This is a genomic window from Nocardia sp. NPDC051052, from assembly GCF_044456045.1.
In the GTDB taxonomy this organism is placed as follows: domain Bacteria; phylum Actinomycetota; class Actinomycetes; order Mycobacteriales; family Mycobacteriaceae; genus Nocardia.
Window position 1 is genome coordinate 362,540 of the sequence record NZ_JBITFL010000008.1, and the last position, 22,145, is coordinate 384,684.

General features: G+C 65.5%; 22 protein-coding genes. 12 read left to right on the forward strand and 10 right to left on the reverse strand.

Annotated elements, in window-relative coordinates:
• Positions 1 to 14 precede the first annotated feature (14 nt).
• The 5 genes from ACIBCN_RS28345 (at position 15) to ACIBCN_RS28365 (ending at position 2,416) form a co-directional block, all read left to right on the forward strand.
• A complete protein-coding gene (locus ACIBCN_RS28345) occupies positions 15 to 401 on the forward strand; it encodes a nuclear transport factor 2 family protein (RefSeq protein WP_396994727.1) in 387 nt (128 codons plus the stop codon).
• Positions 402 to 496: 95 nt separating this feature from the next.
• On the forward strand, positions 497 to 757 hold the full coding sequence (locus ACIBCN_RS28350) for a hypothetical protein (protein WP_396994728.1): 261 nt from the start codon (positions 497 to 499) through the stop codon (positions 755 to 757).
• Complete coding sequence (locus ACIBCN_RS28355; RefSeq protein ID WP_396994729.1) at positions 754 to 1,215, forward strand: anthrone oxygenase family protein; 462 nt, start codon at positions 754 to 756, stop codon at positions 1,213 to 1,215. The genes ACIBCN_RS28350 and ACIBCN_RS28355 overlap by 4 nt, the downstream gene beginning before the upstream one ends.
• A gap of 225 nt (positions 1,216 to 1,440) precedes the next feature.
• Positions 1,441 to 1,728, forward strand: coding sequence for a hypothetical protein (locus ACIBCN_RS28360; protein ID WP_396994730.1), 288 nt, complete (start codon positions 1,441 to 1,443; stop codon positions 1,726 to 1,728).
• Positions 1,729 to 1,798: 70 nt separating this feature from the next.
• Complete coding sequence (locus ACIBCN_RS28365) at positions 1,799 to 2,416, forward strand: PepSY domain-containing protein (protein WP_396994732.1); 618 nt, start codon at positions 1,799 to 1,801, stop codon at positions 2,414 to 2,416.
• A gap of 20 nt (positions 2,417 to 2,436) precedes the next feature.
• On the opposite strand, the gene ACIBCN_RS28370 is transcribed toward ACIBCN_RS28365, so the two are convergent.
• Positions 2,437 to 3,339 (reverse strand): LysR substrate-binding domain-containing protein, encoded by a 903-nt coding sequence (locus tag ACIBCN_RS28370; protein WP_396994733.1) that lies wholly within the window; start codon positions 3,337 to 3,339, stop codon positions 2,437 to 2,439.
• 73 nt (positions 3,340 to 3,412) lie between these two features.
• Here ACIBCN_RS28370 and ACIBCN_RS28375 point away from each other — a divergent pair, with 73 nt between their 5' ends.
• Together ACIBCN_RS28375 and ACIBCN_RS28380 are read left to right on the forward strand one after the other, a co-directional pair.
• The gene (locus tag ACIBCN_RS28375; protein ID WP_396994734.1) at positions 3,413 to 4,345 is read left to right on the forward strand and encodes an EamA family transporter; all 933 of its coding nucleotides are present in this window, start codon (positions 3,413 to 3,415) and stop codon (positions 4,343 to 4,345) included.
• A gap of 200 nt (positions 4,346 to 4,545) precedes the next feature.
• Positions 4,546 to 5,292, forward strand: a complete 747-nt coding sequence (locus tag ACIBCN_RS28380; protein WP_396994735.1) for an STAS domain-containing protein — start codon at positions 4,546 to 4,548, stop codon at positions 5,290 to 5,292.
• Here the strand turns inward: ACIBCN_RS28380 and ACIBCN_RS28385 are convergent.
• The 4 genes from ACIBCN_RS28385 to ACIBCN_RS28400 form a co-directional block, all read right to left on the reverse strand.
• Positions 5,280 to 6,317, reverse strand: coding sequence for a chemotaxis protein CheB (locus tag ACIBCN_RS28385; RefSeq protein ID WP_396994736.1), 1,038 nt, complete (start codon positions 6,315 to 6,317; stop codon positions 5,280 to 5,282). The genes ACIBCN_RS28380 and ACIBCN_RS28385 overlap by 13 nt on opposite strands.
• 175 nt (positions 6,318 to 6,492) lie before the next feature.
• Positions 6,493 to 7,428, reverse strand: coding sequence for a LysR family transcriptional regulator (locus tag ACIBCN_RS28390; protein WP_396994737.1), 936 nt, complete (start codon positions 7,426 to 7,428; stop codon positions 6,493 to 6,495).
• 61 nt (positions 7,429 to 7,489) lie between these two features.
• Complete coding sequence (locus ACIBCN_RS28395; protein WP_396994738.1) at positions 7,490 to 9,388, reverse strand: glycosyltransferase family 39 protein; 1,899 nt, start codon at positions 9,386 to 9,388, stop codon at positions 7,490 to 7,492.
• Positions 9,385 to 10,650 (reverse strand): glycosyltransferase, encoded by a 1,266-nt coding sequence (locus ACIBCN_RS28400; protein WP_396994739.1) that lies wholly within the window; start codon positions 10,648 to 10,650, stop codon positions 9,385 to 9,387. Before ACIBCN_RS28400 ends, ACIBCN_RS28395 begins: the two co-directional genes overlap by 4 nt.
• A 394-nt stretch (positions 10,651 to 11,044) precedes the next feature.
• Between ACIBCN_RS28400 and ACIBCN_RS28405 the strand changes: the two genes are divergently transcribed.
• On the forward strand, positions 11,045 to 11,458 hold the full coding sequence (locus ACIBCN_RS28405) for a group 1 truncated hemoglobin (RefSeq protein ID WP_396994740.1): 414 nt from the start codon (positions 11,045 to 11,047) through the stop codon (positions 11,456 to 11,458).
• Between the two features lie 66 nt (positions 11,459 to 11,524).
• Here ACIBCN_RS28405 and ACIBCN_RS28410 read toward each other — a convergent pair whose 3' ends face one another.
• Complete coding sequence (locus ACIBCN_RS28410; protein ID WP_396994741.1) at positions 11,525 to 12,841, reverse strand: amidohydrolase family protein; 1,317 nt, start codon at positions 12,839 to 12,841, stop codon at positions 11,525 to 11,527.
• Positions 12,842 to 12,868: 27 nt separating this feature from the next.
• Complete coding sequence (locus ACIBCN_RS28415; RefSeq protein WP_396994742.1) at positions 12,869 to 13,714, reverse strand: amidohydrolase family protein; 846 nt, start codon at positions 13,712 to 13,714, stop codon at positions 12,869 to 12,871.
• Between the two features lie 138 nt (positions 13,715 to 13,852).
• Here ACIBCN_RS28415 and ACIBCN_RS28420 point away from each other — a divergent pair, with 138 nt between their 5' ends.
• The 3 genes from ACIBCN_RS28420 (at position 13,853) to ACIBCN_RS28430 (ending at position 16,788) form a co-directional block, all read left to right on the forward strand.
• Positions 13,853 to 14,569, forward strand: coding sequence for a TetR/AcrR family transcriptional regulator (locus ACIBCN_RS28420; protein ID WP_396994743.1), 717 nt, complete (start codon positions 13,853 to 13,855; stop codon positions 14,567 to 14,569).
• Between the two features lie 423 nt (positions 14,570 to 14,992).
• Positions 14,993 to 16,243 (forward strand): lipase family protein, encoded by a 1,251-nt coding sequence (locus ACIBCN_RS28425; protein ID WP_396994744.1) that lies wholly within the window; start codon positions 14,993 to 14,995, stop codon positions 16,241 to 16,243.
• Between the two features lie 245 nt (positions 16,244 to 16,488).
• Positions 16,489 to 16,788 (forward strand): hypothetical protein, encoded by a 300-nt coding sequence (locus tag ACIBCN_RS28430; protein ID WP_396994745.1) that lies wholly within the window; start codon positions 16,489 to 16,491, stop codon positions 16,786 to 16,788.
• Positions 16,789 to 16,890: 102 nt separating this feature from the next.
• On the opposite strand, the gene ACIBCN_RS28435 is transcribed toward ACIBCN_RS28430, so the two are convergent.
• Positions 16,891 to 19,785 carry an AAA family ATPase gene (locus ACIBCN_RS28435; protein WP_396994746.1) on the reverse strand — a complete coding sequence of 965 codons (2,895 nt, stop codon included), beginning with the start codon at positions 19,783 to 19,785 and terminating at the stop codon, positions 16,891 to 16,893.
• A 292-nt stretch (positions 19,786 to 20,077) separates the two neighbouring features.
• Here ACIBCN_RS28435 and ACIBCN_RS28440 point away from each other — a divergent pair, with 292 nt between their 5' ends.
• On the forward strand, positions 20,078 to 20,692 hold the full coding sequence (locus ACIBCN_RS28440) for a TetR/AcrR family transcriptional regulator (protein ID WP_396994747.1): 615 nt from the start codon (positions 20,078 to 20,080) through the stop codon (positions 20,690 to 20,692).
• Between the two features lie 17 nt (positions 20,693 to 20,709).
• On the opposite strand, the gene ACIBCN_RS28445 is transcribed toward ACIBCN_RS28440, so the two are convergent.
• A complete protein-coding gene (locus ACIBCN_RS28445) occupies positions 20,710 to 21,156 on the reverse strand; it encodes a hypothetical protein (RefSeq protein WP_396994748.1) in 447 nt (148 codons plus the stop codon).
• A gap of 58 nt (positions 21,157 to 21,214) precedes the next feature.
• Positions 21,215 to 22,141 carry a hypothetical protein gene (locus tag ACIBCN_RS28450; RefSeq protein ID WP_396994749.1) on the reverse strand — a complete coding sequence of 309 codons (927 nt, stop codon included), beginning with the start codon at positions 22,139 to 22,141 and terminating at the stop codon, positions 21,215 to 21,217.
• Positions 22,142 to 22,145 lie beyond the last annotated feature (4 nt).

Here is a 22,145-nt window from a genome sequence, read left to right on the forward strand (position 1 = left end):
AAGGGAGAATAGCCATGACCGCCATCGCCGCCGCCCTCACCGACCTGCTGTTCGATCGGCGGATCGACGTCGACACCGCGTTCGCGCGCCACTTCACCGACGACTACCGTCAGCGCACCGACGGCGTGTGGAGCGACCACGCCGAGTTCGTCGAGCACATCACCCACCTGCGAACCGTCATCGCCGACGGGAGTGTGGAGGTGCACGACGAACTGATCAACGGTGACCGCTACGCCGACCGCCACACCGTGCACGCCCGCAAGGTCGACGGCAGCGAGGTCGCGTTCGAGGTGCTGGTCTTCGCCGAACTCGCCGGCGACGGCCGCTTCCGGCAGATCATCGAGACCACCACCATGCTCTCGGGCGCCGCACACGATCGAGGCCTGGGCAGCGCCCGCTGAACATGTCGCGCCGGAGGGTTACGTTAATCATATTGTATGGGTTCCGAAGTAATATGTTACGGTTTCCGTACTATATGACTCTCGAACGGATACGCATGTACCTCGTCGCCGGCCCGACCCGAATCATCGGACGGTCACCCGTCGAAGCTCTGCTCGCCCAGGGCGCCGAACTCCGGGTCGTCACCCGCGACCCGGCGAACCGCGCCCTCCCCGCCGGGGTGGAAGCCGTTGCGCCTGAGGCGATTCGGCCTGCGCTGAAGAATGCTGACGGTCTCTTCGTGCATCCCCGCGCGACCGGCCGCCCCGCCCGCACCTTCGCCACCTGGGTCGCCGACCGCGCGCAGGCATGGTCATGACGAAATACGTACGCCTCGTCAGCCTGGTGTTCACCGGGCTCTTCGCCGGATTCCTCACTGGTGTCCTGGTTTTGGAGCTCTCCCTGCGCGACTTCGACGCAGCGGTCTACACACAGGTCAGGTTGGTGGAGCTCGATTCGCTGGACAAGCTTGCGGTCGTCACGCTGCTCCCCTCCCTGCTCGCCACCGCGGTACTGGTCTACCAGGCATTCGGAACCAACAGTCGATACCTGACGGTGGCCGCGCTCGCACTGCTCGTTTTCGTCTTCGTCCTCACACTCATCGTCAATCTCCCGATCAATTCCGACCAGCTCCAATGGAGCCCAACGACCCCGCCGCACGACTGGGCGGACGTGCGGGACCGATGGCAGATCGCCCACGCGGCCCGAACGGCGGCCGCCGTCCTCGCCTTCGGCCTCCTGGCCTGCGCTGCCGTCTTGCCCAGCAGGAAGCGATAGCGACAGCAGTGCGTACCTAGGGATGCGGCACAACCCGGTCCGCAGTCCTGGCAAGACGTCCGGAGACAGTGGGCCAGTTGGACCGCGCACGCATGACTCGCCGGACAGCGGGTACGCGGTGCAGATGATCTATAGATCATCTGCACTATCAGGGGTCCCGCGGTGAGCAGGCGAAGCCCTACGACCCGCGATAGCGGCCGGAGGAGCAGTGCTTACCGCGATGCGGTGCTGTTCGGAGGTGGTGTGGTGTTGCTGGCGCTCGTCGCCATGGTGATCACCGGGGCGTGGGTCGGCGGTCGAGCCGACTGCGCTGGTTGCGCGAGCCAACCTCGGTATCTGCTGGTCGTCGTGCCCGCGAGCATCTTGCTGGTCGGCACCCTCGCGGCTTTCGGTAATACCTATCGCGTGTGGCGTCGCGGCGGTCCCTGGGTGACCTGGCAGGGCGCGGGCTGGTTTCTGATGACGATCACCCTTATCTATCTCGCCATCTCGGCAGGATCCGTGGGCGATTGAGCCGTAGTGGGCTTCGGACGACGGCTGCGCACATTCCGTTGTCGAGCTGATTCGAGCAGGGAGGATTGCGATGAAAGCGGTAGTGATTACGCCGTTCGTGGTTGCTGCGGTGGTGGCGGCGACAGCATGCGGGCACGACCCGGATCAGCACTCGGCCACTCCCGCGACCGGCACGTCGGATATCAGCAGTTCGGCGCCCACCCTTGCGGATTCGGCACCGGTTGACTTGGCGCGGAATTCGTTCGCGGTGAGTCCGCAGGACGTCCTCGCGGCGGCACAGGAGAAATTCGCGGGGACGCTGACGAAACTCGAGCTCGAGCCTGAAGGTGTCAGTCCCCGAACTTCTTACGTGTACAAAGTCGAGCTGATGTCCGATCAGGAGAAGTACACCACGCAGCTGGCGGCCGACTCCGGCGCGGTGATCTCCGAACGAAAAGAGAACCTGGACGCGGACGAACGGGATACCGAGCGTCGGCGCGATGCGGTCGACTTCGGTAAGGCGGTGCCGTTGAACGAGGCGATGTCCACTGCCACGAGGGCGCATCCCGGCCGGGTCGGGAAGTGGAAGATCGAGGGCAAGGACAACACAGCGAAGTACGAATTCGATATTTACGGCCCCGCCGATGCCGATGAGGATCACGAGGTGCAGGTCGACGCATACTCAGGCCAACTCGCGACCGCGGGCTGACGACAGGGCCTCGAGGCGCCTCAGTCGGCGACCGCGTGCAACGCGCGGAGACCGAGTTCGACTGCATCCTGTTGGCCGCTGCCGCGTCGGATGCAGGTGAGGATTCTTCGGAAGGGCCGAGGTTCTCCAGATAGCGGAATCCGTGCGACAGCGTGCTCGGCGGCGACGGGCGCCATCCGCGGCAGCAGGCATACGCCGAATCCGTGGGCTACCAGTGAGCAGATCGCGTTCCATTCCTGCGCTGAATGCGCGATACGCGGTGTGAAACCGGCGGCCGCGCATGCGGCCAGGATCAGCTGGTGCTGGTCGATGTGTTCCGGGGCGGCTATCCAGTTTTCGTGTGCCGCCTCCGCCAGTTCGACGCTGGCGCCCCGCCGCGCCAGGGGATGATCGCTGGCTACTACCAGGTCCTGTGGATCATCGAGCAGATACTGCTGTTCGAAGCGTGCGTCATCGGGCGCGGGGTTGTCCGGCAGCGGTACCAGGACGGCGATATCCAGTTGGTCGGAGGACAGTAGCTGGAAACACTGCGTGGTCTCGACCTCGGTCAAGGTGATCTGCAGGTGTGGGTGCGTTCGGCGCAGGTCGGCGGCCGCCGGCGCGACGATTCGGGCCAACGCGGACGGAAACGCACCGATCCGGAGCGTGGTTTGGCGCTGATCGCTGTGGGCGTCGAGTTCGGCCCGCACGCCTTCCCACATTGCGCGGACACGTTCACCGTGCCGGATCATGATCTGCGCGGCGGGCGTCAGTCGCACTCCCCGCCCCTCGCGCTGGACCAGCTGCGCGCCCGCCTCACGTTCGAGCACTTTGATCTGCTGCGATACCGCGGAAGGCGTCAAATGCAACGCGGTGGCGGTTGCCGTCACGGTGCCGGTGGCGGCGAGTACACGCAGGACCTCCAGCCGCCGGGCTTCGATCATGTAGAAGACGCTACATAACAATGCGAGGTAAATGTAGATGGACCTCAGGTCAGCCTCGGACGACGCTGGAAATATGCCTACCGACCGAATAGCAGCGCCCGAAATGGTCGATCTCGACCGACGAAGCAGCGTCACGGCCCCGCGCCAGCGGAAACGCGCGGCACGACTACTACGTTATGTGCCGCCGTCGCTGCTGGTCGTGGTCAGCATCCTCGGGATCCAGTTCGGTCAGGCCTGGGTAAAGGGTCTGTTCGGGACTGTCAGTCCATGGGGTGTAGTCGCCTTGCGGCTGATCTTCGCCGCCGTCGTTCTGCTCGTCCTGTTGCGGCCGCGACTACCTACTGACCGGAAAATTTGGGTGGTCATCATCGGCTACGGCAGCTCCATCGCGGGCATGAACCTATTCATCTATCCCGCCCTCGAACAGTTACCGGTCGGCATCGCCGTCACCCTCCAATTTTTAGGGCCCTTTTCGGTCGCGGTGCTGGGCAGCCGACGGCCGACAGACGTCATCTGGGCGCTGCTCGCCGGATTCGGCGTATGCCTGTTCTTGCTGCCGCAGACGTCCGCAGCCGGTCTATCCGCCGTCGGCATCTTCTTCGCGTTGTCCTCCGGCGCATCCTGGGCCTGCTACATCGTCCTCAACAAACACGCGGGCGACCGCACCGGCACCGCAGGCACATTGGCCCTGGCCGTCTGCTGGGCCGCGATCGTCTCGGCGCCGATCGGCTTCGCCCACGACGGACTCGCACTGATCACCGACACACACGTCCTGGCAACAGGTTTCGGCGTCGCGATCTTGTCTGCGGTCATCCCGTATCTGTTCGACTGGGCCGCCCTTCGCCGCATCTCCTCCCAAACCTTCGGCATTCTCGGCAGCCTGGAACCCGCGGCCGGCGGACTCGCGGCCTTCATCCTGCTCGGCGAAGTGCTGACTCCAATCCAGATGATCGCCGTCGCATGCGTCGTGACGGCATCCGCCGCAGCATCGATGAGAGGTAGGTAAGCGCCGAAGGCCGTATGTTTGGTGAGATGTCCTCATGCGTCTCGATCAGGGACTTCTTGGGTCTGGCTGAGGGCTTCACTGTGAACGCGCGGTACCGCAGGCCGGACCCACGATGGCGTCCGTGTCGGGGTGCGTCGGCCATGTCCGCCTGGAGGTTGAATCAGTGGCTGTAGCAGCAATTCGGTTGGGATCCGGTGGAAGTGGACGGTTGCACAGTGCTCCGCCCGCGCGGTGAGCTGTGCGCGCTCAACTATCGGTCGTTCACCGATGACCTGATCAAGTTCGCCATGGACGTGCCGCAAGCGCTGATCGTGGTGTTGGACGATCTGCTGATCCCCGGCGCTGTCTCGCTGTCCGCGTTCGCCAAGGTGTGGATGCGGATCGGTGAATGGCCGGGGGTGCCGCTGTTGCTGGTGGCCGCCTCGGCTGAGTTGCGCGGGCGATTGGTCACCGCGGTGGTCCACCGCTTCGTCCCGGCGTACGCCACGATGGCCGAGGCGTTGGTGGCCGCGGCCGACCCGCCGTTGCGGTTCAGGTCCAGTCTTGCGGTCGCGCCGACCGAGGGGTGTGACCAGCGAGCGCGGCAGTTCGTCGAGCGCACCTGTGATCTCTGGGCGGTGCCGGAGTTGCGGATCGATGCGTTGGTGATCGTGACCGAGCTGGTCGAGAACGCTTTCCAGCATTGCCGTAGCAGCGAGGGCATGGTGGTCCGGATGGAGTTACGCGATGAGTTACTGACGGTCGCGGTCTCCGACAGTGATCCCCGCGAGGCGGTGCTGCGGGAACCGACGAGCGAGTTGACGCGGTTCTTCGGATTGCACGCGGTGGCACTGTTGGCTTTGGCATGGGGCTGTGCGCCACGGTGGCCGAACGGCAAGGTCGTGTGGGCGACGCTGCCGACCGCGCGCCGGGAGGAGCGGCCCGGACGCCGGACTCAGTCGAACTGAGGTGCCGATTCCGGCTCGGTTTCCTGGCTTGATCCCGGCCCGTCGTTGCGGTGGGTGAGGAGCCTGCGCAAGACGGTGGCCGCATGCCCGTGCTCGACGCTCTGTTCGGCGAATCGGTCGGCTGGCCGCTGCTGGCCGCGGCGTAGCGCGTCGGACCGCATGCGTTCGACCAGTTGTTGTTTTTCCTCGAGCACTCGCACCGCCGTCCAGAGGGCCTTCTCGGTCTGCACGCTTTGTTCGAGGAGCAGCGCCTCGCCGGTCCAGCCGTGACCGACCCGGCAGCGGTATCGTGCCTCGTCAGGCACGGCGTACAGTGGCCCGCCACAGTCGGGACAGCTGAAGCCGACCGGATCGATCGCGCGCGTCACCTCAGCCGAATTCTTCTGCTCACCGGCGTCGATCTCGGCCTCCAGTCGAGCCAGGCTCGACAGGGGCGCGGGCAAGGGCAGTGCGCCCCGCGTGGTGATGGAATCGGCAAGCACCGTGCCGATCTTGCGGGCGGGCAGCGTGAAGTCGACCGACACGTGCGCCAACGCGCTGTCGGGCATGCTCCGATAGATGGCTTCTTCCGGGTCCTGCACCACAGTCAGGCCGCCCTGGGCCTTGATCAGGGACAGGCCCGCGGTGCCGTCATCGAGCGCTCCGGACAGGACCACCCCGATTGTCCGTGCGCCCCAGGTGATCGCCGCGGAGCGGAACAGTTGGTTGATGCCCGGTCGTCGTCCGTTCTCGGTTGGCCCTCGCGACAACAGAATTCGCTCATTCGACACGAGCAGGTGGTGGTCGGGGACAGCGGCGTAAACGACGCCGGCGCTGAGGCGCGTACCGTCTTCGGCGGTCAGTGCGGGCAAGGCGCCACTGCGGCGCAGTATCGCGGCCAGCGCGCTGGCCGCGCCCGCGGGCATATGTAAAACCACCAAGACAGCCGCAGGCAGGTCCTCGGGCAGGCCCGCGACGAAGTCGCGCAGCGCCTCCACGCCGCCGGCGGAGGCACCGGCAACGATGAGGTGATCTGGTTCCGCCATTCAGGCCCCTGAAAGTTGGTTTATCCGACTGCTAGTGCGGGATTACCCGCCGCAGCTCTGTTCAGTCGGTCAATGCTCGCGCGCGCAACGCACCGCTCACCTATGCCGACCGCCGGACATCCGTCCGGTATAGCCCGGCGTATCGGCGTATCGGCGTGTCTTCGGTCAAGTGCCGCTAGCGAGGGAGTGGCGGCGGACTCTCGGAGCCGGGGACCAGGCTGCGGACCGCTTCGACGGCGATAGCCACCATGGGGTCGTCGCGATGGCTTGGGAGGGTCAGGATTCCTATCCGGGCAGCGGGGAGCTCGATGTCGAGGGGAACGGCTCGGATGTTGCGTGGCGCGTTGTGCGGCAGGTCGAGCACGACTTGGGAGAGGAAGCCGACGCAGCTGCCGGACTCGACCAGGCTCAGGAACGCTTCGATGGTCTTGACCTCCACGGTCGACGGCTGCTCGGGACCGCGGATCCGGTCGAGATAGCAGACGACCGTGCCGGTGGTGACGACGGCGACCCGGTACCGGAACACCTCGGCCAGCGATACCGGAGTCTTCTTCTTCGCCAGCGGGTGTCCAGCGCTGGAAATCGCGAGGACTTTAGTCGTCGCGGCGGGGATGAAGGCGAGGTTGTCACTGCGTTGGTCGCCGAGAGCCTCGAAAGTCACTGCGGCGAGGCATATCTCGCGGCTGAGCCACTCGGTGAGTTCCGCGGGGGCGCCGTCCAGGATCGTCACCTGCTTGCCCTGCTTCGCGAACGCTGGGCGCAGTGTCCTGATCAGGGCGGGTGTCAGCGATTGCAGGCTGCCTATCCGGACTACCGGAGTGCGGGTTCGCTTGTCCGTCCGGTCCGTCGCCTCGGACAGTGCCCGAGCGTGCGTCACTATCGCGTCGGCCAGCTCCAGGTATATCCGCCCGCGCGAGGTCAATTCCACTCCTCCGGAGGACCGGCGTTCGAACAGCAGAACTCCGAGGTTTTTCTCGAGTCTGCGAATCGACATGGAAATTCCCGGCTGGCCCGCGTGCAGTCGTTCGGCCGCGGTGGAAATGGACCCGCATTCGGCAACGGTGACGAAATGGAGGAGCTGAGTCAGGGTAAAACCGAACACAGGATCCATAAGGCGGCAATATTACCCGGCCTAATAGCTCATTCGCTTGTTCTGATGGTGCGACACGGGGTTATCCGTAAGGCCGTTTGGTCGGCCGTCCGGGAGTCAGGTCGTAGAGGGTGAGCCCGTCCACCTCGGTCGCGGTGTAGTTCGCCAGGACCCACGCGTTGATTCGGGAAGCGGGGGAGTCGACGGACGCCAAGTCGGTGAGATCGCCGCCGATGAAGTAGTGGATCTTTCCTGCCGCCACGTACTGCTCGAACCCGGCGAGGGTAGGAGAAGGGTCGCTGCCATTGAAGCCGCCGATCGGCATGACGGGGAGCTGGGTCGGCAGTTGGATGCCCGCGGCAGGACGGGCGCCGACTACGGCCGCAGCCCAGGTATAGGTTCCGCGGTCCTGATGCAGGAGAGCCATTACCCTGTCGCTCGGAGCGACGTCGTTGTACAGGCTCACTCCCGTCACCTTCCGATTGGCGAGTGCCTGCACGGCCGGCGGTTGTCCGCCGACATCCGGGCCGGCGAAAGGAAGGCCCGTCGTGTGCGCGGTCGCGATAGCGTCGATGGTGTAGGCGATGGGTCCCGCCAGGCCGGCGGCAGCGAGGGTGATGGCAGGAATCGCGGCCAGCGTCCTCGGGATCGGGGCGAGTACCGCGATCACGGCGCACACGCCGGCTACGAGCACCGTCCAGCGCAGCCACGGCAACCAATCCGTGCTGCGGGACAACAACATCCATGCGGTCACCGTGGTCAGCCCGAGCGTGAGCGCGAGCATCGACCGCACCCACAGTCGGTGCCTGTCCCGCCACAACAGCACCGCACCCGCGCCGACGAGTGCGGCGATGGCCGGAGAGAGCGCGACGGTGTAGTACGGGTGGAAGATCCCCGCCATGAAGCTGAAGGTCAGACCGGTCACCAGCAGCCAACCACCCCACAGGATCAGTGCGGCACGTTGCCGATCGGTACGGGCCGCCTTGCCGCGCAACAGTATTGCGGCGACGAGGAGGACCAGTGCGGCCGGCAGCAGCCACGCTATCTGACCGCCCTGGGCCGGTTCGAACAGGCGAGCGATACCGGCCTCACCCCATACGTGGTGGGTGCTGGCGGACGGTAGATCCGGCAGGACGGCGCTGTGGTCGTTACCGTTGAGGCGGGTCAGGCCGTTGTATCCGAGGGTCAGCTCCAACACCGAATTGTTTTGTGACCCACCGATCCACGGCCGCGACGAGACGGGCGACAGCTCGACGGCCAGCAACCACCAGCCCGCCGCGACCACCATGGCGGCACCGGCGGCGAACAGCTGCAGAATGCGAATGCCGAGCTTGGGCGGGCCCGCGACCAGGTAGGTCAGCGCCAGCGCGGGAACTACCAACAGCACCTGCAATTGTTTGGTGAGGAAACCGAGTCCGACGAGGCTGCCGGTAAGGACCAACCACCGCCAACGACCGTCCTCGACCGCCCGCGTTATCGCCCACGCCGCGGCGATCATCAGGAACACCAGTAGCGCATCGGGATTGTTGAACCGGAACATGATCGCCGCCATGGGTGTCACCGCGAGCACCACCCCGGCCAGCAGCCCAGCGGCGGGCCCGAACGATCTGCGCACCGTCGCCCAGAGCAATGCCACACTGGCGACGCCGAGCAGCACCTCCGGCACCAGAATGCTCCAGCTGTTCAGTCCGAACGCCCGCACCGACAACTCCATCAACCACAGCGAGACCGGTGGCTTGTCCACGGTGATGGAATTGGCGGCATCCGACGAGCCGAAGAAGAACGCCTTCCACGACACCGAACCTGCCTGCACCGCACCGGAATAGAAGATATTCGCCCAGCCGCTCGCGCTCAGATCGCACAGGTACGCGATACCGGTGGCGACCAGCAATACGGCCAACGCCGGGAATTCCGCACGCAGCTCGGCTGCCGGGGTTTCCCGCGGCGTCAGGGCGGATGATGTCGTCAATGTCGCGGTCATGGCAGCACGCCCTCGTTGCCGGCCGGGGGCAGAGCCGTTCCGGCCAGCCGTCGAGATATGCGCGGCCTGCTGCGGAATACCCAGCGCAACCCGACGAACCGCAGGATGGTCGCCAGCAGATTGGCGAGCACCAGCACGAACAGTTCGAGGTGCACCGGCGCATCCGGTGCCCAATGATCCAGCGCGAGCAGCGATCCGCTGGTCAATGCCAATCCGACGGCGAAGATCACCAACCCTTGCAGCTGGTGCGACACCGCTCGGTTCGGTCCCCGCACACCGAAGGTGAAGGCGCGGTTGGCGGTGGTATTTGCCACGGCCGTGATCAGCAGCGCCAGAAAGTTGGCCACCTGCTCGTCGGTAAAGGATTGCAACACCACGTAGAGCAGCAGATAGGCGAGCGTGCTCAACGCACCGACGATCGCGAACCGCACCAGCTGCCCGACCATGCCGAGCGGCACGCCGGGCACCAGCGGTTCGCGCCCGACCGCGCGCCGTAACTCCTCGAGCGGCAGCGCGCCGGTCGCCAGCGCACGCCCGAGTCTGCCGATGCCGAGCAGGTCCTTGCGCGCGGTATCGACGATGTCGACCCGGCTGTCCGGATCGTCGATCCAATCCACCGGCACCTCGTGGATGCGCAGCCCGGCCCGCTCGGCCAGCACCAGCAACTCGGTGTCGAAGAACCATTCCCCGTCGCGCACCAGCGGAAGCAACTGTCGCGCCACCTCGGTGCGCATCGCCTTGAATCCGCACTGGGCGTCGGAGAACCGCGCCCGCAGCGAGGCCCTCAGCAGCAGGTTGTAGCAACGGGAGATGATCTCGCGCTTGGCCCCGCGCACCACCCGCGAGGAGGCGCTGAGCCTGGTCCCGATCGCCATATCGGAGTGCCCGGTGATCAGTGGCGCCACCAGCGGCAGCAGCGCGTTCAGGTCGGTGGACAGGTCGACGTCCATGTAGGCGACCACTTGCGCGTCGGAGCGTTCCCACACCGCGCGCAGCGCGCGGCCGCGGCCCTTGGCGGCCAGGTGCACCACGTGCACCCCGTCCAACTCGTCCGCGAGCAGCCGCGCCACCTGGAGGGTGGTGTCGGTGCTGGCGTTGTCGGCGACCGTGATCCGCACCGAGTACGGGAACGAGGCATGCAGATACCGATGCAGCCTGCGCACACAGACGCCGAGATCGACCTCTTCGTTGTAAACGGGGATCACCACGTCCAATACCGGCGCCCGCTCACTACCGGCCACCCGCTCTTGGAGACGTGTCACCGCCGACCCGATAACGCTCACCTGACAGGAACCTCTCCAGCACACGAACACCTATTCCGCGCACAAAGAGCCCGTTATCACGGCATCGTGCTCACCGGGCCGGCGAAAACCAGCTCGCGAATGAGCTGACGTAGTGGACCATAAGTCCGCAGTGGGAATCGTCGATCGCATCATCAGTGGAAGTGAACCCCCCATCACAATATGCAATAGGGCAAATGATCGGATTCGGCGGCCAGAGCTCTGTCGCTGTGGCCACCGAACCGATGCCTGACATTGTGCCTCACAGTGTTCTCGCCATGCCGGTGAGGGCATCGCAACATAATTGGTATGGGCAGCAATCGAGCCGCGATGAACAGCTCATCTCGAGGCAATGTGTCGCTGCTGTCGTTGAGTCATGACTATTTCCTCGTGGTTCAAACAGCGATCGACCGCGACAGCCGCACCGATCTTCGATCAGATCGGTGGTTATCAGGCGTTGGAGGTCGTGGTCGCCGATTTTTACGTCCGAGTGCTGGCCGACGACCAGCTGGCCGGTTTCTTCACCGGAACGAATATGAACAGGCTGCGCGGCAAGCAGGTCGAGTTCTTCGCGGCCGCTCTCGGCGGACCCGATCCGTACACCGGTGCGCCGATGAAACAGGTGCATCAAGGACGCGGGATCACCATGGCGCATTTCGGCCTCGTCGCCGAGCATCTGACCAATGCGCTGGTCGCGGCCGCCGTCCCCGCGGCGGTGGTCACCCAGATCATTTCCGCCATCGCGCCGCTGGCCGACGACATCGCCTCTGGACCCGCGACCAGCGCCTGAATCCCTAGTCCCCGAGAATTCGGCGACTACCGGACGAAAATAGTTCGATCAACCCGAGTTACACCGTTATCTGGACGGACCCTGCGTTGTTGGCTCGTTGAGGGTGTTCTTGATGACGGCACCGTCTTTGATGATGAGCGTGAGGGTCTGTGCGGGGCGTTCGAGCAGGCTGATGTCTTCGAGGGGGTTGCCGTCGAACAGGAGCAGGTCGGCAAGGGCGCCGGGCTCGATGACGCCGAGTTCGCCAGGGTAAGGATTGCGTGGCCCCGACAGCGCCAGCAGGTCGGCGTTGGTAGCTGTGGCCATGGTCAGGATCTCGGCTGGGGTATACCAGCGGGTCATCTTGGCGAGTAGGTGGCCGTGGCGGGCGGCGAGGTCGGGGGAGAACAAGATGTCGGTTCCCCAGGCGACGGCCATGCCGTACTTGATGGCCATGGCGTAGGCGTTGTCGGTGCCGCGCACCATCTGTAACAGCTTGGCGCGGTTGGCCGGTGGCATCGGAGGCGAGTCCGCGTCGTCGAGGAAGGGCTGCAGGCTCCACCAGATGCCTTGTGCCGCCATGAGTTCGACGGTAGCTTCGTCGAGTAGTTGGCCGTGTTCGATGGATTTGGCTCCGGCGCGGATGGCTTGTTGTACCGAGCGCGGCGTGTAGGCGTGCACCGCGACGTAGGTTCCCCAGTTCTCGGCAGCCTCCACCGCCGCGTGCAGCTCTGCCTCGTCGTACTGGGTGACATCGAGCGGATCGTGGTCGGAGGCGACACCGCCGCCGGCCATGACCTTGAGCTGGCTGGCTCCCTGCATGAGCTGTTCACGAGCGGCGCGGAGCACCTCGGTGGTGCCATCCGCGACGATCCCGACTCCGGCGACTTCGGCGAAGCTGCGCCCGCCGGTGCGGCCTCGGGGAAGCTCACCGATCGGGCGGTAGTCGGCGTGGCCGGAGGTCTGCGAGATCATCGCCCCGGAGGGGAAAATCCTTGGCCCGCTGATACTTCCATTATCGATGGCCTGCTTGAGCCCGAACACCGGCCCACCCATGTCCCGCACGGTGGTGAATCCTTGCAGCAGTGTCTGTGTCGCTGCGGCGCCGGCCAGTACGTGGATGTATCCGAGGTCCGCGGTCGCGAGTTCCTGTTTGGGGACGGTGGCCATGAACCCGTGCCAATGCGCGTCGATCAAGCCCGGGGTCAGTGTGCGGCCCCCTCCGTCGATCACGAAGGCGCCAGCTTCCGTCTCTGCCGCTACCGCGCCGAGAGGTTGCACCGCTTCGATCGTGGTGCCACGCACCACCACTACCTGCGGGCCCTTCGTCAAACGACCCGCTCGGCTGTCGAACACTCGAATGTTCCGGATTATCAAGGCATCTCTTGTCGTGCTGGTTGTCATGAGATCTCCCTGTTCTGGTGCCGCTGCTCAGGTGACCTGCCGGGCGGGTAGGCGGTAAACGCGACGAGCGGTGGTGTCCATGACGGCGGTGCGCTCGGTGGGGTCCAAGCCGCTGAGCAGGGCCTCGGTGGTCTGCAGGACTTGCTCGTAGGGGGCGACCAGGGCGCTGATCGGCCAGTCGGAACCGAACATCAGGCGGTCCGGGCCGAACGCCTCGATGGCGTGCTGTGCGTACGGAATCAGGTCGGCGGTCGTCCATGAGCTCCAGTTCGCCAAGGAGATCAGGCTGGACAACTTGGCGGTGACGTTGGGCAGGGCGCCCAGCGAACTGAGGTGTGCGGCCCAGGGATCGATCGTCCCTTCGGCGATTCGAGGTAGGGCGAGGTGGTCGACCACGAACCGCACTTCGGGCAGCCTGGCGGCCGCCTCGATAGCGGCGGGCATCTCGCGTTCGCCGATGAGCAGGTCATAGGTCAGTCCCGCCGCACCGACCGCGCGCAGGCCGCGCAGCACGTCATCGCGCAGGAGCCATCGTGGGTCGGGCTCGCTGTACGCCGGATGGCGAATCCCCGACAGGGCTGTGCTGTCCAGCATGATCAGCCGTTCGGCAACGTCGGGTGCGGTGAGGTCGGTCCAGCCGATAACTCCAGCGATCAGCGGGGTCGAGGCGGCGCGCGCGAGCAGTTCCCGGGTTTCCTGCTCGGAAGTGAGCGCCTGCACGAGGACGGCCGCCCCGACCTCGTGCGGTGTGCTCACCGCCGCGAACTCCGCGGGCCCGAAGACGTGTCGTAACGGATCAGCCCCTGGATCGTTCAGATACGGGTAGTCGTGCCGCCAGACGTCCCACAGGTGAAAGTGCGCGTCTACCACCATCTTTCGTCCTCCTTGGTCGCTGATACGGCAGGCCCAGCGGGTGCTTACCTGTCCAAGCATGCCTCTGGTTACCGTTGGTGTCAACAGTGTTGTCACCACTGGTGACAACACTGGGGTCAATCTGGCACACTACGAGGCGTGACCACGAAAAAGGGAAGCTCTCAGGCCTCGCGCAAGAAGCCGGCAGACGTCGGCAAATCCCGTTTCCTCAGCCGCGAAGTGCTGCTGGACGCCGCCATGGAACTGGTCGAGCGGCACGGCCCGGACAAACTGACGATCCGGGCCCTCGGTGCCGACCTCGGCGTCGATCACACCGCCATCTATCGGCATTTTCGCAGCATGGACGAGCTGTTGCTGGCCCTGGCCGACCGGCTACTCGCCCAAGCCGTCGTGGATATCCAGCCCTCGTCGGACTGGCGCGGCACACTGCGCCAGCTCGCACTAGGCGTCCGGCGGGCCTACCTCACCCATCCCAGGCTTGCGGCACTGGCCACCGCCCGCGTCACCCGCGGCGACGCCGAATTTCGCATCGTAGACCTCGGCCTCGGCGCCCTCAAAGCCGCCGGGATGGACGACCGCACCGCCGCGCGTGCCTACCTGAGCTTCGCCCATCTGGTCCTCGGGTCCACCGCACTGGAAGCCATCACGCGCGGCCTGGACGCGCGCGCCCACGCCGGCGATCTCGCGGCGACCACACACGAATACCTGGCCGCACCCGCGGCCGACTATCCACACCTGGCAGCCGCCATGCCGCACTTCGCCGATGCCATCAACGACGATCGCTTCGAACTCGGTCTCGAACTCATCCTCGACGCCGTCGAACTCCACGCCCGCAAATCCAGGAGTGATCCATGAGCTCGTAGACGCAGTTTTTCAAGCAGAACTGTGTGAGTTGAGCGCGTGGCCCCGCGCTAGGGTTGCGGCCTCGGGCTACCACGCACGGGCAAAGCCACGACTACCGCATATCGCGGCGAGCAGCTTGTACGCCGAATTCTCCTTCCCGGAGTGCGGGATCCCGTCCCAGCGACGGGCGGGTGAAGCTTCGAACCCGCTTCGCTCCGACCAGTATTCGGAGACGGCCGCCGCTGTCGTCGATGCCCCGGCACGACCTGGATTCCTTTGAACGTCAACCAGACTCGTCGTGCGGCGGGTGCCGCAGCACCGGCGTGCACCCTGGCGCCACACCGGAATTATGGTCACGACACCGGCGAGCTTCGGCGGATAGCATTCGACCGGATCGAAACCGCTTGCGGGCAATCGAACAGGGGGATCTTCACGGTGCGCACAAGATCGGGTTGGCTGCCACGTGCGGTCCGGCGGCGGCTCGCGCCGCTGCTAGCGTCACTCGCAGTCCTACTACTCGCCGGCGGACCGCCGGCGCAGGCCGAGACGGTGTTGCTGCCGCCGACGGTTGATCCGTTCTACCGCGCTGCCGGTGCGCTTGACAACGTCGCACCTGGCACCGTGCTGCAAACGCGCACCGTCGGGCTTGCCCCGACGGGCACGCCGCTGCCGGTGCAGGCCACCCAACTGCTGTACCGGACGACCGGCCAACGCGGTGAGCCCGCCGCCACGGTGGCCACCGTGATCCGGCCCGCGACGTCGGGGCCGATCCGGCTCGTGTCGTATCAGACGGCATATGACGCGCTCGGCGCGCGCTGCGATCCGTCCTTCACGCTGCGCGGCGGCGGGCCGGGCGCACTGGCAGACGCGCCGGTGATCGCCGGCTTCCTGGCCGCCGGATTCACCGTTGTCACAAGTGATTACGAAGGTACCGAACTGGCCTACGGCGCTCCCCGCACGTCCGGGTACGCCACCTTGGACGGTATCCGCGCGGCCCTGACGGCCCTCGGCGCCCCCGCCGCGGCGCCAGTCGGCCTGTCCGGATTCTCGGGCGGTTCGATCGCCACCGAATTCGCGGCGGAACTGGCTCCGGACTACGCACCCGAGCTCGATATCGTCGGCACCGCGGCGGGCGGACTACCGGTCGACCTCGCCGACACCCTCGCCTATATCGACGGCAAGCCGGACCCGTCGACTTTGCTGCCGTACGTATTCGAGGGCATGGCACGTGGATTCGGTATCGATCTGGCGCCGTATCTTTCCGATTACGGCAAGCAAGTCGTCACGCAGGTCGCAGATCAGTGCGTATTCGACGGCCCGAAATTCCCGGGCCTGCGCATCGACCAACTCCTGCAACCGCAATACCGGGACTACCGATCCGTTCCCGCCTTCGCGGCGATGCTCGACGGGGGAAGAATGGGTAGCGCGGGCACGCCGAGGGGACCGGTGTTTCTCGCAGGCGGTAACTCCGACGGCATCGGCGACGGTGTGATCGTGGCCGCGGACGAGCGCGCGCTGGCCGCCGACTACTGCCGCCGCGGCGTCGCGATCCGCTACGAGGAATACCCGGGTGCAGATCACCTGGTCGCCGGTGCTTTGTTCGTGGTCGCCGCCCAGGCCTTTCTACAGGCCGCCTTCGATGGCGCTCCGTTCGAGAACAGTTGCGCCGCAGTTGGTTCGCAGTGAAAGTGAACCTGTGCAACCCCACCACATAGATAAACCAATGGCAGGGTCGACGCTCGAATATCGACAATGACTTGGATAATTTCTACCGGCGGTGTCGTACTGGCGGGCCACCCACATGTGCGAATATTGCCGACACGCCGCCGTCCCACATCCTTCCTTCTGGTAGCACCGAATAGTGTCGTAGTGCCCGCTATAGGAACTGCGCGGGCATGTGTGTCACCAGCCCGAAGACGAATAGGAGTGTGATGGCAGACCGTAAGGTGGTTCGCGCAGTTATCGTCGGTATTTCGGCGGCGTTTTTGGTAGGCCTGGCCCCGTCGGGCACGGCGCTTGCGAGCGTGGCGGACGGTATTCTCGCATGTTCTCATAACTCTGCACACTTCGATAAGTACACGTCATGCACCGCCAAGCCGACTCCCCCCGATCCCAAGAATCAGCAGGACCCCCAGAACAAGGCGCCGGAAAAGCAGAACCAATCCGGGCAGAATCCGATGTGCGCAGGGACGCCGCTGGCCGCCACGCCTCTGTGTGCCCAGCCGGGCTGAGACAATTAGCGGCCGATCGACGTAAGCTGCGGCGCGGATGACCAGTCGGCGGAGCACATTACCGGCGGCTGGTCAGCGGCGTGGGTGGAGCGGAAGGGTCTATCACCGTGCACCCTGTTGGGCCAGGGCCACCGCTACCTGAATCCGTGATCGCAGGCGCAGTTTCGTCAGAATGTTCGACAGGTGTGACTGCACGGTGCGGGGCGACAGGAACATTCTGGTGGCGATGTCAGGGTTCGACAGGCCCTCCGCTACCAGCGCGGCGACTTTCCGCTCGGTGGGTGTCAGCGCCTGCCAGCCGGTCTTGGGCCGGTTGCGGCGACCACGGCGGCCGCGCCGAATCCCGTACTCCCGCAGGCGAGCTTCGGCTCGCGTGATATCCCATTCGGCGCCGAATCCGGCGTACAGGTCGATCGCGTTGTCCAATGCGGGCCGAGCTTGTTCGGCATGACCGTCGGCCGCGAGCAGGGCGGCGAGGATTTCGCTCGCCTGTGCCTGATACCAGGGGCGACCCGCCTGCCGGAACGATTCGACGGCCTGGGCGACGAGCGCGGACTCTCCCTCGGCCAGTCCGCGGCACAGCGCCGCCGTAGCGCGTCGGCTGTGCGTGGAATGCCGTGCCGCCAACGCTTCTGCGGCCGAGGCGACCTTGCCCGCGAGCTCCGCCCGCCCGGCCGCGAGCGCCAGTCGGATCAGATCCGGATACATCTGATACACCGTGGCCGAAACCGGCCCGTTCGCGAACTCCTCGCAAAGGCTCATGGCCCGGCTCGAATCACCTTGTGTCTCATATATCAGCGACTGCACCCAGGGGCGCAGATGCCGGTAGCCGAGCCCGTCCCACCGAGCATCGGGTGTGGGTAGCGACTCCGGGGTACCGGCGAACGTGCCGCGGTGCACCGCGACGAGAGCCGTCAGGCAGTCGGCGGCCGCGGCACCGCCGAAGACGTCCGGTGCGTCCCGGCAGGCGCGCAGTTCGATCAGGGTTTCGTCCCAGCGGCCCCGCAGGAAGTGTAATCGCGCCAGTTCCAGCCGATTCGAGCCGAGATACACACCGGCGTTGTGCTCGCTGTACCGAACTGCCAGCGTAAGCGTCTTTTCCGCCGCCGCGTGCTGGTCGAGCTCGGTCAGGCATCGGCCGCTCAGCGAGTACGGCTCGATGTTGGATAGCCGACGGCGACCGTTGGATTCGAAATCTCGCATCAGTTGATCGCCGAGTTGCCGCGCCTCATCGAGAAATCCCTGGTGAAACCGTACCAAGCCCAGCGCGAGCGAACTCAGTCCCCGGGCGACCGGATCCGCATGGGCGATGCCGGTCGAAATCGCCTGTGCCGACGCCTCTTCGGCGAGGTCGAAACGCTCGAGCAGTGTATGGGACACGGCACGAAATCCGTGAAACTGCCCCTGCTGCACTGCGCTGACGCCGGGCCGGCCGAGTGCGGACTCGGCGACCTCGACGGCGTCGGACAGGTTTCCCTGGGCGAAGCACGCATGGGCCAGCAGCCAGCGCAACATGGTGCCGACCTCCTGTCGCCCGGTTACGTTGGCGCCCTGCGACATTGCGTGTCGCGCCACCGCCTCGGCCTCGGTCGGGTTTCCGCTCCACAACAGCGCACGGACCTGCCAGAGCCGCAACTCATCGAAGCGCTCCGGGTCGAGCCGCCGGGTCTCGAGGGCCCGAGCGAGCACCCCGGCAGCCAGTTCTGGCGCACGAACCGTCAGCGGCTCAACGACATTCGTCAACCACTCCAGACCGGCCAGGTCCAGCGGCCCCGCGCCCGTCAGCAGGTACATTGCGACGCGCTCCACCGGCGCTGCCATCGACATCAGTACCCGCGCCGCTCGCAATTGCAGAGTCACCCGCGAGGCGGGCGGAAGCTGATCGGCCAGCACCTGACGGATCAGGTCGTGCCGGAAGGTCAACTCGGCGCCGGAACGAACCAGGATTCCCGACGCGATCGCCACACTGATCACGCTCCACACGTCGATGAGCGGCGCCTCGAGCACCTCGGAAAGTTCGATCGCCTCGACCCCCTGACCCAAGGCCGCGGCCATCGATAGGATCTGCCGCGATCGTGCCGGCAGCTGGTCCATCCGCCGCAGGATCACCTCGGTCAGCGATTCCGGCAGGCGGATATCCGCCGATCCGTTCTCCGCGAAAGAGCTCGCGTCCGAACTGATGTCGCCGGATTCGAGCATCCCCGCCTGCAACATTCCCGCCACCAGTTCGGTGACGTACAGGGGATTACCACCCGCGCTGGAGACGGCAGCCGACAGTAGCGGCCCAGCGGACGATCCGAGGGAGAGATCCACCAGCACAGCAACTTCCGAAGGGCTCATCGGGCCGAGTCGCACCAGTTCGGCACCCGCTGCCTCGAACTCCGCGAGCAGACTCGACAGCCCACGCGCACGGGGCGGCGGCCCGACCGCGAGCACGATCAGCAGCGGGAGCTTGTGGATGAATTCTCCCAGCCGCTGCAGCGTCCGCAGGCTCGACGGATCCGCCCAGTGCGCGTCGTCCAGGATCAGCACGAAAGGCTCTGTGGCACAGTAATCCTCGGTCGCGGAAAGCAAGGTCTCGATGATCGTCGGCGCGGGCCCGATTGCCATCGTGTTCGTGCTGGCACCCCGGCTCGCCTGCCCTTGGAGCGGCGCCGGCTCGACCGCGGCTCGCAGCGGTCCCATCGCCGCGAACGGCACGTGTTGTTCGAGCTCCTTGGCCGCACTGCGCAGCGCCCGCAGCCCACGTGCTGCGGCCAACCGCGCGGCCGCTGAAAGCACCGCGGTCTTGCCGATGCCGGGTTCTCCCTCGACGAGGACGATTCCGCCCGCACCCGCGGCCACCCTGTCGATGTGGTCCGTTATCCGACCGAGCTCGTCGCGCCTGCCGATCAGCCGGCCTGCCGGACCGCCATGCGCAGGGTGTTCGGGCGACGCACCGGCTCCGGACCTCCCCGCCGGTGCGGCCGTTGATTCGATTTCACTGAGTCCTTGCATAATTCCTGCCCCGTGGGAATCCGGGATGGTCGAGTCATGCCACACGCGCATATGCGGATTCGGCCACCGAAGGCGGATCGACGTTGGCCGGGCTCGCCCTCCTCCATGGCCGAGTGCCCGGCTCGGCGAATCCCGTGCGGCACCCGGACCGCGAGGATCGACCGAAAGCGGCGCTGCTGCAACAACGTCGCGGAACGGGGATGCTGTTCGATCAGATCGCCCGACATATACTGATTTACTAGTAGGTCAGATTCTTGCCAGGACACGCCCAATAGTCAAGAGGCACAAGACCATGACGTCACGTCCCCCGAGGGGCGACCGCAGCACTCGGTCCCACATCCTCGATGCTGCCGAGCGAATGGTACAGAGTCGCGGGTTCAACGGGTTCAGCTATGCCGACGTTGCCGCGGCCCTGGCGATCTCCAAACCGGCTCTGCACTACCACTTTCCGAGCAAGGCGGAGCTGGGCCTGGCGCTCGTGCGGCGATACGAGCAACGATTCTTCGAGGCGCTGTCAACGGTCGGCGATCGAGACGCCCCCGCCAGGCTCGAGCACTACGCAAGCCTGTACGCAGGCGTCCTGCGCGAGCAGCGAATGTGCTTGTGCGGCATGCTCGCCGCCGAGTACCGGACCCTGTCGGAGCCGATGCAGCAATCGGTGGTCCATTTCTTCGAACGAAACGAGGCATGGCTGTCCGAAGTACTGACTCTCGGCCAGCGAGAACGAACACTGGTCTTCACCGGATCTACGCACGAAAAGGCGCGAATGATCATCAGCTGCCTGGAAGGCGCGATGCTCGTGGCCCGGCTGTACGGCGATCTCGACATGTTCCAGACGACGGCGGCGAGCCTGCTCGCGGGACTCGCGCCCGCCCCCGCCGACGAAACCGCCGACACCGCAGGCTGATCCGATGGCGGGCGGGGTCAGTCGTAGTATCGCTTCTTCAGCTCGCCGACTTTGGCCAGGTAGTCCTGGATGAGCTCCGCGGCCGCTTCGGCGAAGCTCGCACAGAACTCGCTCTGGGATAGTTCGCGAACGGTGTCGGGTTCGAGGTGAGCCGAGAATTCCCTCATGCCTACCGTGCAGATCTTGATCCGCTTGTTGCTCGAATCGCCGGCAGCCTCGACAGCGTCCCGGTCAGCGAAGAACGCGTAGTCCGTCGCGTTTTCGGCATCGATGTTCAGCTGTGTGTACTCGATCGCCCGCCGATACTGCCGCTGCCACCCGGCCGCCAGTAGCCCGGCGATACTCGCCAAAGCCCGCTCCATTATTGGTTCGTTGACGAATGCGTAGTCGCTGTCCTTGAAGAACAACGCGACTTCGGTACGTTCGGACAACTCTGCTTCGATATCGGTCCCGGGCGCGTTCACCCGGACGCGTATATTGTCCAGTCGCGTAGCCAAATCCATGACAGTCCCGCTTCTATCCTCAGCCAGGCAGGCCCATGCCGCGGGCGCCACCGAGGTCGGCCGGACTCATTCCGGCGAGGTCCGGGCGTTTGGCGACAAGCTTGTCCTTGTTATCGGTGAATGCGCCGATCAGCGGTGCGACGTAATTCGCGATATGGTTTTGCTCGACGTCCTGGATATGCTGACGCAAAGTGTCGATAGCCTGCTTCATCGATCCGATGACGGATTCAGCAGACTGCCCGGAACCCGCTATATTGGATGCGCCCAAGCCCACATTGCCGAGGGCGATGCTTCCGGCGACCGGCACGATCGGTGCGGTAGCGCCGCCGGTTCCGATGGTGATGAGCCCGGAAGCGATCGTGGCGACCGCCGAGAGAACGGTCAGCAAGTAACTCCACTGGTTCTTCGCGCAGCCACCGACGTTGTCCAACGCATCCAACGTATTTTCCGCGATACCGTCGATATCATGTCGCGCCGCGGCCCACATCGCCTGATGCGCCTCGAGGACACCCCGCATGGTCGACAGGGCGGTGAACTGGTTTCCGGCAAACATCCCGAAAGGGTCGACGAAGTTGGCCTTGAACGCGATTGCGGCCGCGCCGCTCCAGCTCTGGAGATAACCACCGTCGGTTGTCATCTTGGCCAGGTCCGTGTTCGTCAACATCACATCGCTGGTGAGCTTTGTCTGGGGGGCCGAGCCGGAGTTCACCTGCCCCATGGCCGCCTTCAGATCGTTGATCAGCGGGTCGTAGTGCGCCGGATCGGGCATCTTGGTGAATGGCTCGAACGCCGGCTCGACGAAGGCGAATTGCTGCCTGAATTGCGCTAGTGGAGGGGCGCCGACGCCCGATCTACCCGTGGTAGCGGGCGTCGCCTCACGCCGTGCGATGGTGGCGGCCTTCTCTGCGATGTCATGCGCGTGTTGCATGAGCTGATCGAAACTCATTTCC